Origin of the sequence: Devosia ginsengisoli, from assembly GCF_007859655.1 — a bacterium.
In the GTDB taxonomy this organism is placed as follows: domain Bacteria; phylum Pseudomonadota; class Alphaproteobacteria; order Rhizobiales; family Devosiaceae; genus Devosia; species Devosia ginsengisoli.
The window spans coordinates 83,268-97,085 of sequence record NZ_CP042304.1 but is presented as its reverse complement, the minus strand read 5'-3'; the positions used below and the strand labels follow the sequence as shown (position 1 = coordinate 97,085).

The 13,818-nt window shown below is 64.6% G+C and carries 11 protein-coding genes and 1 pseudogene; 4 read left to right on the top strand and 8 right to left on the bottom strand.

The window, feature by feature from the left end; all coding sequences use genetic code 11:
• Window positions 1-120 precede the first annotated feature (120 nt).
• The gene (gene aztD / locus FPZ08_RS00520; RefSeq protein WP_146288178.1) at window positions 121-1,308 is read right to left on the bottom strand and encodes a zinc metallochaperone AztD; all 1,188 of its coding nucleotides are present in this window, start codon (window positions 1,306-1,308) and stop codon (window positions 121-123) included.
• 236 nt (window positions 1,309-1,544) lie between these two features.
• A complete protein-coding gene (locus tag FPZ08_RS00515; protein ID WP_146288177.1) occupies window positions 1,545-2,507 on the bottom strand; it encodes a zinc ABC transporter substrate-binding protein in 963 nt (320 codons plus the stop codon).
• Window positions 2,508-2,668: 161 nt separating this feature from the next.
• Here FPZ08_RS00515 and FPZ08_RS00510 point away from each other — a divergent pair, with 161 nt between their 5' ends.
• The 3 genes from FPZ08_RS00510 to FPZ08_RS00500 all read left to right on the top strand — a co-directional run bounded on the left by FPZ08_RS00510 (window position 2,669) and on the right by FPZ08_RS00500 (window position 4,916).
• A complete protein-coding gene (locus FPZ08_RS00510; RefSeq protein ID WP_146288176.1) occupies window positions 2,669-3,472 on the top strand; it encodes an ATP-binding cassette domain-containing protein in 804 nt (267 codons plus the stop codon).
• Between the two features lie 222 nt (window positions 3,473-3,694).
• Window positions 3,695-4,513, top strand: coding sequence for a metal ABC transporter permease (locus FPZ08_RS00505; RefSeq protein ID WP_146288175.1), 819 nt, complete (start codon window positions 3,695-3,697; stop codon window positions 4,511-4,513).
• Complete coding sequence (locus FPZ08_RS00500) at window positions 4,503-4,916, top strand: Fur family transcriptional regulator (protein WP_146288174.1); 414 nt, start codon at window positions 4,503-4,505, stop codon at window positions 4,914-4,916. The genes FPZ08_RS00505 and FPZ08_RS00500 overlap by 11 nt, the downstream gene beginning before the upstream one ends.
• Window positions 4,917-5,079: 163 nt before the next feature.
• Here FPZ08_RS00500 and rsmD read toward each other — a convergent pair whose 3' ends face one another.
• The 6 genes and pseudogenes from rsmD to FPZ08_RS21795 all read right to left on the bottom strand — a co-directional run bounded on the left by rsmD (window position 5,080) and on the right by FPZ08_RS21795 (window position 12,577).
• Window positions 5,080-5,643 carry a 16S rRNA (guanine(966)-N(2))-methyltransferase RsmD gene (gene rsmD / locus FPZ08_RS00495; RefSeq protein WP_146288173.1) on the bottom strand — a complete coding sequence of 188 codons (564 nt, stop codon included), beginning with the start codon at window positions 5,641-5,643 and terminating at the stop codon, window positions 5,080-5,082.
• 3 nt (window positions 5,644-5,646) lie between these two features.
• The gene (locus FPZ08_RS00490) at window positions 5,647-7,350 is read right to left on the bottom strand and encodes a pseudouridine synthase (protein ID WP_146288172.1); all 1,704 of its coding nucleotides are present in this window, start codon (window positions 7,348-7,350) and stop codon (window positions 5,647-5,649) included.
• Window positions 7,351-7,508: 158 nt separating this feature from the next.
• Window positions 7,509-8,222, bottom strand: a complete 714-nt coding sequence (locus tag FPZ08_RS00485) for a hypothetical protein (protein WP_146288171.1) — start codon at window positions 8,220-8,222, stop codon at window positions 7,509-7,511.
• Between the two features lie 66 nt (window positions 8,223-8,288).
• Complete coding sequence (gene lspA / locus FPZ08_RS00480) at window positions 8,289-8,846, bottom strand: signal peptidase II (RefSeq protein ID WP_146288170.1); 558 nt, start codon at window positions 8,844-8,846, stop codon at window positions 8,289-8,291.
• A 154-nt stretch (window positions 8,847-9,000) separates the two neighbouring features.
• Window positions 9,001-11,966 (bottom strand): annotated as a pseudogene (gene ileS, locus FPZ08_RS00475) (isoleucine--tRNA ligase).
• Between the two features lie 215 nt (window positions 11,967-12,181).
• On the bottom strand, window positions 12,182-12,577 hold the full coding sequence (locus FPZ08_RS21795) for a hypothetical protein (RefSeq protein ID WP_186767147.1): 396 nt from the start codon (window positions 12,575-12,577) through the stop codon (window positions 12,182-12,184).
• A gap of 153 nt (window positions 12,578-12,730) precedes the next feature.
• On the opposite strand from FPZ08_RS21795, the gene FPZ08_RS00465 reads away from it, so the two are divergent.
• Window positions 12,731-13,813, top strand: a complete 1,083-nt coding sequence (locus FPZ08_RS00465; RefSeq protein ID WP_146288169.1) for a helix-turn-helix transcriptional regulator — start codon at window positions 12,731-12,733, stop codon at window positions 13,811-13,813.
• Window positions 13,814-13,818: the final 5 nt, after the last annotated feature.

The following is a 13,818-nucleotide window of genomic DNA, read 5'->3' as shown; positions in this document are numbered from 1 at the left end:
CCTAGCCTCCCCCTGATAGGGGGAGGAACAGATCGGGGATCTGGCACTATGTTGCCCCACCACTGCGCGGCTCCCCCCTATCAGGGGGAGGTTGGGAGGGGGTATCCGCTTCGCAAAGAGCTAGTGCTCGGTGCCTGAGCCGCCGACCGCCACGATGTTATACGGCGCCCCGGCGACCGGGATGGTGCCGGTTTCGGTGAAGGTGGCGATGTCGATCAGGTGGACCTGGCTCTGGTTCGGATCGGTGACCGCCACGACGTCGCCAGCCACGGCGATGCGGGGGCGCGGCAGGTTCCAGTCGCCGTCCATGGAATAGGGTGCTGTGATGGTCACCGATTGAACGATCTCGCCCTTCAGCACGTCGAGTTGGCGAAGCTGGCCGTCTTCGGTGAAGACATAGGCGAATTTCGGCCGGACGGGATCGGCGGCGAAGTGGACGCGGCGGGTCGGCAGGTCGATGAGGCGGAACGGATTTTCGGCTGAGGGATCGATGGTGACGAGTTTGTCGGCGCCGTAATTGCCGAGGAAATATTGCAGGCCCACGCCGCCCAGGAGCGTGGTGGACTTGCCGTCGGGCAGGCCGGCATAGGGCAGAAGGGTGATTTCGGGGACGCCGGAACCGGTGACGACAAGCAGGCCCTCGGCGCAGGCGATGGCCAGCATGTTGCCGGATGAGGCTTCGCCATGCAGGTCCGGGCAGGCATGGAGATCGCCGACCACAGCGCCTGATGCGTCGAGGACGTTGACGCCGATGGGGAGAGCGGTGGGATCGGCCGGATTAGGGACGGAGACGATGGTGTAGTCGCCCCAGGGGACGGCAACGCCATGGTGTGGGGCGCCGCTGTCGAATTCGGTGGGGACGAGGTCGCCGCCAGCGAGCCAGTCGGTTTCGCTGACGATGCGGGTCTTGCCTTCGGCGTCGAAGAACAGGGCGATCTTGCCGCCATGTTCGACGAAATGGACGGGCTTTTCGCCGGCAATGGCGGCTTCGATCAGGGTTGGATCGGTGATGTCGATATCACCGTGATCGCCATGATCGTGGATGTGGATGCCGGAGGCGATGGCCGAGACCTGGTTGCCGGCGCCCTGCACGGCATAGACGGCTTCGGCCGAATGGGTGGCGTAAAGCACGGCGGGGCTGGCCAGCGGGAAAGTGGCGAGCGTGTCGCCGGTGGCCAGATCGAGGGCGGTCACGCTGGGTTCGGCGTGATCGGCGATGAAGAGGCGCCAGGCCGAGATGTCATCGGCGAAAGCGGGGGTGGTGAGCGCAGTGGCGGCAAGGAAGGGGATGAGGAAGCGAGCGTGCATTGTGTCTCCGATATGTTAGCACGTTACGTTGGGAGGTGTTTGTGAGGCGAAGCTGAGTCTTTGCCGGATACCCCCTCCTAGCCTCCCCCTGATAAGGGGGAGGAACAGATCGGGGATGGGGCAACATGTTGCTCGTCCCCGGATCGTCACGCCCGGGCTTGAACCGAGGGCGATGATCAGGCGCCTCGCGGGTCAAGCCCGAGGGTGACGGGCGCTGGGTGGGGTCGCCGTGAGAGCTAGTTCAGGCAATCTGCCAAGTTGGTGGCCAATCCCCGCAGGAGGTTGGGATAGAGGTCGACGCCTTCGGTCAGGGCGCCGCCTTCGGGGTCTAGCACGCCGGACTTTGCTGCGCTGCCTTCGGTGATGGCGGCGATGATGGTGGGCTCGAAATTGGGTTCGGCGAAGACGCAGGTGGCGCCGAGTTCGGCCACCTTGGCCTTCAGCTCGTCGATGCGGGCGGCGCCGGGCATGACGTCGGGCGTGACGGTGACCGAGCCGGCCAAAGTCAAGCCGAAGCGGGCTTCGAAATACTGATAGGCATCGTGGAACACGATGAAGGGCTTGTCGGCGACGGGGGCCAGGGTGGCGGCGAGCTCGGCTTCGAGTTCATCGAGCTTGACCAGCTCGGCTTCGGCATTGGCCTGGTAGATGGTGGCGTTGCCGGGATCGGCCTCGGCCAGGGTGGTAGCGATCTGGGTGACCATCAGCTTGGCATTTTCCGGGTCGAGCCAGAAATGCATGTCGCCTTCGCCATGCTCGTCATGGGCGTGGTCATGGTCTTCGTGATCGTGACCTTCGTGATCCTCGTGGTCATGACCCTCGCCTTCGTGGGAATGGGCTTCGAAGGCACCGCCTTCGCGAACGGGCAGCAGGGTGATGCCGGGGGAATCAGCCAGTTCGACCACGGTGGCGCCGGTGGCCAGGGTATCGAGGGCGTCGGCCAGGAAAAGCTCCATGCCATGGCCGGTCCAGAACACGATATCGGCGGCTTCGAGGGCGCCGGCATCGGAGGGCTTGAGGGCATAGGTGTGGGGCGAGGCCGAGCCCTTGACGATGAGGGTCGGCTCGCCCACGCCGGCCATGACTGATGCGACGAGGGAATGGACCGGCTTGATGGAGGCCACGACGCTGGGCGCCGCCATGGCCGTGGTGGTGAGGAGCGCCGTGGCCAGCAGGGCGAAGGGGGCGAGCAGTTTCATCGGCGACCTCGTGATATGTTATGTTATTACGCTTGCCGCAGTGTTATGCTATAACGTATTGGAGTGGGTCAAGGGGTGGCGGCGGGTTTTTCACAAAGCTCGACACCCCCCCCCCCGGCCCCTCCCTCAAGGGGGAGGGGAGAGATGGAGCCGATAGATTTATGGATGCCATGGCACCGAAAGAGACACTGATCACATTGGCCAATGCTGGTGTGAAACGTGGTGGGCGGACATTGGTCAGCGGCGTGGACCTGACGATTGCGCGCGGCGAGATCGTGACATTGATCGGGCCGAACGGGTCGGGCAAATCGACCACGGCCAAGCTGGCGACGGGCGTGCTGAAGCCGAGTACCGGGGCCGTGACGCGGAAGCCGGGGCTGCGCATCGGCTATGTACCGCAGAAGCTAAGCATCGACTGGACGCTGCCGCTGACGGTAGAGCGGCTGATGACGCTGACCGGGCGGCATGCGCCTGACGCTATCGACGCGGCTTTGGAGGCGGTGGGGGCACGGCGGCTGCTCAAGGCGGCGGTGCAGGAGCTGTCGGGCGGGGAATTCCAGCGGGTGCTGTTTGCGCGGGCAATGATCCGCAAGCCGGACCTGCTGGTGCTGGACGAGCCTGTGCAAGGCGTCGATTTTTCCGGGGAAGTGGCGCTGTATGAATTGGTGCGGCAAATCCGCGATACGACGCGGAGCGGCATATTGATGATTTCACATGACCTGCATGTTGTGATGGCGGAGACCGATACGGTGATCTGCCTGAACGGACATGTCTGCTGCCGGGGGACGCCGAGCGCGGTGAAGAGCAGTCCGGAATATCTCAAGCTGTTCGGGGAGCGGGCGGCGCATACGCTGGCGATCTATGAGCACCATCACGACCATGAGCATCATGACGATGGGTGTGTGGTGCCGGAGGGGCATGAGCACGGGCATCATCACCACGAGGGGCACGACCATGGGCATTGAGGTTTTGGTGGGGTTCGACACCCCCTCCCTAGCTTTGCTACGGCCCGTTGGGCCTAGCGACGCTACCCTCCCCTCAGGGGGAGGGTGACTTCGAGAGCGTGGCACCGACTTGCCGGGCCCACCGAATTCACCTCCCCCCTTGAGGGGGAGGCAAGCACAGCTTGGCGCGCAGCGCCTAGCGGCGCTCGGAGGGGGTGCTGCGCGCGCTGGAGACCGCTTATTATGTTCGGTGACTACTTCTCGCGCGCCCTGATCGCGGGTATCGGGCTGGCGCTGGTGGCGGGGCCGCTGGGCTGTTTTGTCGTCTGGCGGCGGATGGCGTATTTCGGGGATACGATGGCGCATTCGGCACTGCTGGGCGTGGCGCTCAGCATCATTCTGTCGATGAACATGACGCTGGGCGTGTTCGCGGTGGCAGCTTTGGTGGCGGGGGCGCTGATCGTGCTGCAGCGGCAGGCGACGCTGTCGACCGATGCGCTGTTGGGGATCCTTAGCCATTCGACGCTGGCGGTAGGGCTGGTGCTGGTGGGCTTTTTGACCACTGTGCGCATCGACCTGATGGGGTTTCTGTTCGGGGATATTCTGGCCGTTTCGGTGGAGGATATCGTCATCATCTATGGCGGCGGGGTGGCTATTCTCGCCATCCTGATCCTCGCGTGGCGGCCGCTGCTGGCGTCGACAGTGAGCCCGGAACTGGCGGAGGCCGAAGGGCTGCGGCCGGAGGCGAGCCGGCTGGTGCTGATGATCTTGATGGCGTCGGTCATCGCCATTGCCATGAAACTGGTAGGCGTGCTGCTCATCACGTCGCTCCTGATCATTCCGGCGGCGACGGCGCGGCGGTTGAGCGCGACGCCGGAAATGATGGCTGTTGTGGCGGCGGTGCTGGGGGCTATTGCTGTGGTCGGCGGGCTGTTTGGATCACGAACGTGGGATACCGCTTCGGGGCCCTCGATTGTGGTCATGGCCCTGGTCATATTTCTAGTGTCGCTGGCGGTTCCCGTCACGCGGCTGTTCGGCAGGAGAGAAACCCATGGCGCATAGTCACGATGTTCCCGGCGACCTGACCCGCAATCAGGGGCTGGTGCTGGGGGCGCTCAACCATTCGGTGGGGCCGCTGAGCGCCTATGACATTCTCGACAGGCTGCGGGCGGACGGGTTGCGGGCGCCACTGCAGGTGTATCGGGCGCTGGACAAGCTGGTGGAGCGCGGGCTGGCGCATCGGCTGGAGTCGCTCAATGCCTTCGTGGCCTGTGCGGATGAGCATTGCCACCGCAAGGGGCTGATCGCCTTCGCGATCTGCGAGGGCTGCGGCAAGGTGGATGAATTCGCCGATGCTGTCATCGAGGAGCGGCTGGGCGACTGGGCCGGCGCCAAGGGCTTCAAGGTGGAGCGGACGACGATGGAGATCCGCGGGAAGTGCGCGGTGTGCTTGAAGGCGGCTTAGTGCCACGCCCTCCCCGCCCGCGATGTCATCCCGGCCTTGAGCCGGGATCCATCCTGAGATGGCGGATGTGTGCAGTGACTGACTGGACCACCTTGCGGCTGTGCGGCGATCTCGATATGGGCCCCGCGGCTCAAGGCCGGGGTGACACCGCGTTTGTGGGTGGTCAGGAGGCATTCCCAAACGTCAGGAAGTGCACCGCTGCGGCGCCATATTCGCGGCGGTCGTCCAGGGTGAAGCCGGCGGGGATTTGCACGTCTGCCCCGACGCTTTCCTCGAAGACGATGGTGGCGCCGGGGGCGAGCCAGCCATTGGCGGCGATGTGGGCCAAAGCCTGTTCGCCTAGGCCCTTGCCATAGGGTGGATCGAGGAAGACCAGGTTGAACTGGCCGAAAGTGCCCGGTCTGCCCAGGTCGGTGGCGTCGCGACGCAGCAGCTTGGTGATGCCCCCTGCCCCGAAGGCTTCGATGTGGTCACGGATGAGGCCGCGGGCTTCGGCGCCGGTATCGACGAAGGTGACATGGGCCGCGCCGCGGGACAGGGCTTCGAGGCCCAGCGCGCCGGTGCCGGCGAAAAGATCGAGCACGCGGATGCCTGTAAAGACCGGGCCGAGGCGGCTGGCGAGGATGTTGAACATCGATTCGCGCACGCGGTCGGCGGTCGGGCGGATGGATTCGTCCGACGGCGAGGTCAGTTGCTTGCCGCGGAATTTGCCGGCGACGATGCGCATGGACTAGGCCTTGGGGCGACGCGGGGCAGCGGGACGGCCACCCGGGCGCCCTGCCCCGCCGGTGGGACGGCCACCCGGCCTGGGCGCGCGCTGGGGGGCGGCGCCGTTGCGCTTGGGCATGGGCTTGCCATCCGGGCGCATGCGGGGCTTGCCGTAGGTTTTCGCCTCGGAGCCGAGTTCGTCGCGGCCGGGGCGGGTCGGGCGGCCGCCAGCGGGGCGCGCGGACTTGCCTTCGGGGCGGAAGCTTTTGGGCTTGTCCGAGAAGTTGCGGCCGGGGCGCTTGGCCTCGCCCTTGAAGGCGGCGCCTTCGCCGCGTTCGCTGTCGGGGCGGAGGCGCGGCGCATAGGCGGGGCGTTCGGCGGCGGCGGCATCGCCGCGACGGGGACCGCGCGGGGTGCCGGTGAATTCGCGATCACGCTGATGACGCGCGCCGCGCGTCGCATCGTCGTCACGACGCGGGCCACGGGGTTTGTCGCCAAACGGCTTTTTCTCGAAGGGCTTTTTGCCGAAAGGCTTCTTGTCGCCGAAGCTCTTCTTGTCGCCGGATGGCTTGCCGGCTGGGCGCGGCGCGGGTTTGCCGAAGCTTTTGGCGGACTGGTCGTCACGATCGGGGCGCTTGACGATGCGGGTATTGCGCTTGGCGACGAAGTCTTCCGGGGCGCGGCCATCTTCATCGAAATGAATGCGGCGGGGCGGCGGGGCGTAGTCGTCGTCGCGGGCGTCATCGCGCTTGGGCGTGGGCTTGCGGCTGTCGAAACGACCGGGGCGATCCTGGCGCGGACGTTCGGCGTGCAGTTCTTCCTCGGTCTTTTCGGCGCCGTCGGTGAAGCGGAAGCGCTGGCGGGCGATCTCGACGGTGTTGGTGCCGCGGCCGGTGAGGCGATCGCGCGTTGGCTTGCCAACCAGCGCATTGGCTTCGGCGGGCATTTCGCTGTCGAAATCGACATCGGCGGCATCGGCCAGCTTCTTGCCGAGCTGGTCGCGCAGCATCCTGGCCTTGATGGTTTCGACGCCGCCGACCGGGATATCGCCGAGCTGGAACGGGCCGTAGCTGACGCGGATCAGGCGATTGACCTCGAGGCCGAGGGCGCCGAGGACATTCTTGACCTCGCGGTTCTTGCCTTCGCGCAGGGCCAGGACCAGCCAGACATTGGCGCCCTGCTCACGCTCCAGTGTGGCTTCGATGGAGCCGTATTTGATGCCGTCGATCTCGATGCCGTCCTTGAGCTTGTCGAGCGCCGCCTGGGTGACGGTGCCATGGGCGCGCACGCGGTAGCGGCGCAGCCAGCCGGTGGCGGGCAGTTCGAGGACGCGCTTGAGGCCGCCATCATTGGTCAGCAGCAGCAGGCCTTCGGTATTGATATCGAGGCGGCCGACGGTGACGACACGGGGCAGGCCATGGGTTTCGAGATGCTCGAAAATGGTCTCGCGGCCTTCGGGATCCTTCTCGGTGACCACGAGGCCCGCCGGCTTGTGGTAAAGCCAGACGCGGGTGCCCTGGCGGGCCGCCAGAGGCGCGCCATCGACCATGATCTTGTCGCGGTCGGTGACGTTGAAGGCGGGCGTCAGCACCTTCTTGCCGTTGACGACGACCCGGCCCTCGGTGATCCACACTTCGGCATCGCGGCGGGAGCAGAGGCCGGAACGGGCGATGACCTTGGCGAGGCGGTCGCCGGTGGAGGGTTTGGCGGGAGCAGTGTCGCTCATGGGCGTACTTTCATGTCATGCGGGACCCTTTGGATGGTCGCGCTTTCGAACCGAAAAAGTGGTGGCCACTTTTTCTGAAAACGCTCCGTCCGGGCGGCGCGGAAAAGGCGAAGCGGCCGGATGATCCGGCCGCTTGCAAGAGCAGAAATGAGAAACCGTCAGTCGAGCTGAGTCTCTTTGTCGGTGAGGCCAACGCCCGGGCCTGAATTGGTGGTAAAGCCGCCGCCGGGGCCCTGATAGGTGGCGCGGATGGCCTTGCGCACCGATTCGGGGCATTTCGGATCGTTGAGCGAAACCACTTCACCCGATGGCGTGGCGCAGACCAGATCGGCATTGCCGACGCGGATGAAATATTCCTCGGGCGGCATGTAGAGCGGGCGCTTGCCGTTGACCGTGGTCACGTCGGCATTATGCGCCTGCATGCGGGCCATCAGCGAACGGGTTTCCTGCTCGGTGAGGGGCCGGCCGGCCACGGAATTGAGATCGACGACCTTGGCATTGCGCAGGCGCTGGATATCGGCCTGGGTCAGGTTGGTGGTGTCGATCTGCACGCTGTCGCTATTGGTGGGGAGCTGGGCAACGGCAGCTTCGGGAGCCGGCGCGGGGAGCGCCTGGCCAGCGGCCGGCAGCACCAGCGGGGCGCGCGCATTGGTGATATCTTCCTTGGGCGTCTCGCCGGGAATCAGGCCGACACCGCGCGCCGTGGTCGTCATGACCTCGCGCTCGAAGGTGCCGAAATCGGTCAAGGCGTTGGTGCCTTCGACGGTGGTGCAAGCGCCCAAAGCCAGCGCCGCCATCAGGGCCAGTGATGCCAATCCGGTCCGGGTAGCCGCCCGCAGAGCAGTATGCTGCCCGGTCAAACCAATACGCATGAAACGTCCTTCAAGATGTCGGCGGCGCTTATAGCCTATTCCGTGGGCTAAGACCAGATTCTGGCATCAACGTGTTCGTGGGCGGCCCAGGCCGATGAGATCGGCGATGAGCAGGATGACGCCTGTCGTTATGGCGACGTCGGCCAGGTTGAAAATGTAGAACGACCACGTGCCCCAATGCAGGTGGAAAAAATCGGCGACGGCGCCGTAAATCAGCCGGTCGACAGCGTTGGAGAGGGCGCCGCCGATACAGAAGGCGAGGCCGAGCCGGATCAGGCCGGATTCAGCGCGCAGCCACCAGACGGAGAGCGCGACAATGGCGACCAGCATGACGAGGCCGAGCGCCCAGACCGGCAGGCCATCGAGCATTCCGTAGGAAATGCCGGTGTTCCAGACCAGGACGTAATCGAAGAAATCGGTGACACGCAGGATTTCGCCGCCACGCCAGCCGGTCATCGCGAAGGGCACGTAGCTGGTGAAAATCTCGACGCAGGGCGCGGCGCCGATGGCGATGCAGTCGGATGAGACCTGGAACGCCTTGTGGGCACGGTCAATGCCGAAGGCCAGGACGGCCATGGTGAGGGAGATGTAGATGGAGGGATTGGCGAGAGATTTGAGATTCACGAAGCAATCGCTCCTTCTCTCCTTCTCCCCTCGTGGGAGAAGGTGGCGCGCAGCGCCGGATGAGGGGGCTGCGATGCCGGAGAGACCCCCTCATCCGCCCTTCGGGCACCTTCTCCCACGAGGGGAGAAGGCAAAGGAGCCGATGGCTCCGGTGTCACAGCCCTGCCGCGGCGCGTTCGCGGAGGGCTTGGGCGTCGCGGGGGAGACGTCGGGATAGTCCGCGTCGCTGCCGACTTCGGGGAGGATTTTCCACGAGCGGGCGCAGCGCGTGCCCTGGGCCAGAGCCGGAACGACCGCGACACCGGGAACGTCGTCGAGGGTGAATCCCTCGCCGGTGCCGGGGACCAGATCGATAGCCGAGGTGATGGCGATTTCGGCAAGGTCCTGGCCCCTCAGGGCGGTCAGGTAGCGGTCATCTGATATGAACACTTTTGGCGCGGCTTCCAGCGACGAGCCGATGCGCTTTTCGCGGCGCTCGATTTCCAGCGCCCCGGTGACGACGCGGCGGACAGCGCGGATCAGCGTCCACTTGGCCGCGAGATCATCGTTGAGCCAGTCGCGCGGCACTTCGGGGAAGAGGCGCAGGTGGACCGATGAGCCGGCTTCGGGGTGACGCTCGAGCCAGACCTCTTCCATGGTGAAGACCAGGATGGGAGCGAGCCAGGCGGTGAGGCAATCGAACAGGTGATTGAGCACCGTCAGCGACGCCCGGCGCTTTACCGACGAGATCGGGTCGCAATAGAGCGCATCCTTGCGGATGTCGAAATAGAAGGCCGACAACTCGATATTCATGAAGTTGGTGAGCAGGGTGACGATCTTGCGATAGTCATATTCCTTGTAGGCGGTGCGCACCTGCTCATCGAGCTGGGCGAGACGATGCAGGATGAGCTGTTCGAGCTCGGGCATGTCCGCGTGAGCGACTTCGTCGGCAGGCTGATAGTGGGCGAGATTGCCCAGCAGCCAGCGCAGGGTGTTGCGCAGCTTGCGGTAGCTATCGACCGTGGTCTGGATGATTTCCTTGCCCAGGCGCAGGTCTTCCGAATAGTCGGACGACGCGACCCAGAGGCGCAGGATATCGGCGCCATATTGCTTGATGACGTCCTGCGGGGCGACGGTATTGCCCAGCGACTTGCTCATCTTGCGGCCTTCGCCATCCATGGTGAAGCCGTGCGTGAGCACGCTGTCATAGGGGGCAAAGCCATTGGTGGCGCAGGATTCCAGCAGCGATGAATGGAACCAGCCGCGATGCTGGTCGCTGCCTTCGAGATACATCGAGGCCGGGAACTTGAGATTGGGCCACTTTTGTTTATTGCGCAGAACCCAGGAGTGGGTGGTGCCGCTGTCGAACCAGACGTCGAGAACGTCCATGACCATTTCATAGTCATCGGGGTTTCTGCTGTCGCCGAGATAGCGGGCGGCGGCGCCGGGCTTGTACCAGGCGTCGGCGCCTTCTTCCTCGAAACTCTGGGCGATGCGGTGGTTGACCGTGTCATCCCGCAGGATTTCGTTGGTCTTTTTATCCACAAACACGGTGATCGGCACGCCCCAGGCGCGCTGGCGGCTGAGGACCCAATCGGGGCGATCAGCGATCATGGCGCGCAGGCGGTTCTGGCCGCCAGGCGGATAGAATTTTGTGCGGTCGATGGAGCCGAGCGCGCGGCTGCGCAGGGTATCGCCCGCGGCGCCGTCGATATCGCGGTCCATATAGACGAACCATTGCGGCGTGTTGCGGAAGATGACCGGCTTCTTGGAGCGCCAGGAATGGGGATATTGATGCTTGATGCGACCACGGGCGACCATGGCATTGCGCTCGGCCAAAGCCGTGATGACGCGCTGGTTTGCGTCGCCCTTCTTGCCGTTGTCGTCGAGGACGCGGGCGCCGTCGAAACCGGGGGCTTCGGGCGTGTAGAAACCGTCATCGCCGACGACATAGGGGATGGCGGTGTCGATCTTGCGCTCGTTCAGCAGGCGAGCCGAGTCCATCCAGATGCCGAAGTCGTCGAGACCATGGCCGGGGGCGGTATGCACGAAACCGGTGCCGGCATCGTCGGTGACGTGTTCGCCATCGAGCAGGGGCACGTCGAAATTGTAGCCCCCGGCGAGACCGCGGAGGGGGTGGTGGCACAGCAGGCCCGACATGACTGAAGCAGGCACGTCCTGCAGGCGGACAAATTCCTCGACCTTCGCCTTAGCGAAGGTTTCGGAAGCCAGATTGTCAGCGAGGATGTATTTTTCGCCGGTCGATGCCCAATTGCCATCAGGCGCCTTGGTGACCTCATAAAGGCCGTAGGCAACCTTGGACGAGAAGCTGATGGCGCGGTTGGCCGGAATGGTCCAGGGCGTCGTGGTCCAGATGACCACGGATGCACCGGTCAGGTGTTCGCGGCGCTCGATCGTGTCTTCCGCGCCTGAACCGGCGACCGTGACGATGCGGGAGGTCGGGAACTTCACCCAGATGGCGTCGCTCTCGTAGTCGGCATATTCGATTTCGGCTTCGGCCAAAGCTGTGCGTTCGACCACGGACCACATCACGGGCTTGGAGCCGCGATAGAGTTGGCCCGACGCCGACACTTTCATCAGTTCGCGGGCGATCTGGGCCTCGGCGTCAAAGCTCATGGTGAGATAGGGATTGTCCCATTCGCCGAGCACGCCGAGGCGCTTGAATTCCTCGCGCTGGATGTCGACCCATTGTTCGGCAAAGGTGCGGCATTCCTGGCGGAATTCGACGACCGGGACCTCGTTCTTGTCCTTGCCCTTGGCGCGGTACTGTTCCTCGATCTTCCATTCGATGGGCAGGCCGTGGCAGTCCCAGCCGGGCACATAGGCCGCGTTGAAACCCAGCATCTGCATGGAGCGCGAGACAATATCCTTCAGCGTCTTGTTGAGTGCGTGGCCGATATGGATGTTGCCATTGGCATAGGGCGGGCCGTCATGCAGGGTGAAGAGCGGCCTGTCCTTGGCCTGCTCGCGCTGCATGGCGTAAATATCCATCTCTTCCCAGCGCTTGAGCCAGCCCGGCTCGCGGTCGGGCAGGCCCGCGCGCATGGGGAAATTGGTTTCCGGCAGGAAAAGCGTAGCCGAATAATCGGTTTCGGTGGCGCCCGTGGCGGTATCGGTCATGGAAACGGCAATCGGTAAGGGAGGATTTGCGCGCCTTTTAGCAAGGGCGGGCCTCCGGGGCAAAGGCTGATTTGCCTGCCCGCTGCCGCAGGCCGAAGCTGGCCGCGCCCGTCGAAACGGGGAAAATGGCGTAGGCGGCCATGAGAATGGCGCCGGCAAGGCTGCGAAAGATGAAACGGTGGCGCTATTCGGCGCCACCGTTTCACGGGCGGCCCCTAGGTTTGCGGGTTGCAATCGATCTGTTCGGCGACCAGCACATGGAGAGCGGCGACCAGAATGGTTTCTCCGCCTGTCATCAGTGCGCCGAGGTTTTCACAGCCATCGTCCTCGGGCGGTGGGGGTGGTGGTGGTGGTGGCGGCGGCGGAGGCGGAGGTGGCGGAGGTGCCACGACCGGTTTCACGGGCTCGCTGCCGCCGCCATGCGCGGGAATATTGGGCGAATTGTTGGGCAGGCATTGCGCGGTATGCGCGGCTTTGTCTGAAAAAAACAGCCCGATACAGGCGGCTGTATGGGCACGGTAGACGTCCTGAATCTGGGAGGCCGACACGGGAGGCGCCGCAATTTGCATAAAAGCGACCGCTGCCACGGCGAGGTTGATGAGCTTGACCATAACAAAATTTCCGTTTGCGATGGTCGCAGGCTAAAGTCGCGTTTCTGGCCGGGCATCGCACACATGTTCGATGCGGGTAACTAATCATTCGCCGATTACTTGCGCGGCAGGGCGATTGCGTGTGTGCTGGAGCTGCTAAACAGCGAGACCATCTTGGACGCGATCCTTGGGTTGATCGACGACATCTACGAAGCGGGGGCCCATCCCGAGCGTTGGGCCCATGCGCTTTGCAGGCTGGCCGATGTCACTGGCGGCATCGATGCGACGATGGGCGGACAAACAGCCGCGCAGGTGCCGTTGCTGGTGACGGCGCGGACCGATCCGGACAGTGTGCGGCTTTATGCCGAGCATTATCATAGCCGCAATGCCATGCAGCTGGCGCTGCATGCCGTTCCAGTGGGCCGGCCGGTGGTCGACAGAGCGGTTATCGACATAGAAACATTCCACGCCAGCGCCTTCTACAATGAGTGGTGCAGGCCGCAGCACTATCTGCATGGCGCAGCGATAAACCTGGCGACATCCCAGGGATGGAGCGCGACCCTGATGGTCTCGGGCCGGCAGGACTACGGTCATGACGCGATGCATATCCTGACGGCGGTGGCGCCGCATCTGATCCGGGCATTCCAGCTCAACCAGTTGCTGCACGAGACGCGGACCATGGGCATGGGGGCCTTTGCGGCGCTGGAATATCTCGATCGCGGCGCCCTGCTGGTGGGTGCGGGCGGCAAGGTGCGCCCGGCCAACGGCATAGCCGAAGCCATTCTGGCAGAGGGCGACGGACTGATGCTTCGGGATGGGCAGCTCAGTTGCGCCAACGCCAACGAAACAGCCGCCCTGCAGCGCCTGGTGGCGCAATGCGCGCGCGGCATCGCGGTGCGGGACGAAGGCACGATGCAGATTGGCCGCAGCGAAGGCCGCAGCCCGCTGACCCTGCAATGCGTACCCTTCCCCACCAGCAACTGGTGGCCCGGCTTCAGCCAGCAATGGGCCATGATCTTCGTGACCGATCCCGATGCCCGCATGATCCAGGCCACGGAACGCCTGCGGCAGCGCTATGGTCTGACCCGGGCCGAGGCGCGGCTGGCCTGGGAAATCGTCCGCGGCGGCGGGCGCAAGACGGCAGCGGAAAAGCGGGGCATTTCGGTGGCGACCGCCCGCAGCCAGCTCACCAGCATCTTCGACAAGACCGGCGTACGACGGCAGTCGGAGTTGGTACGGCTGTTGATGGACGATTGAACCCC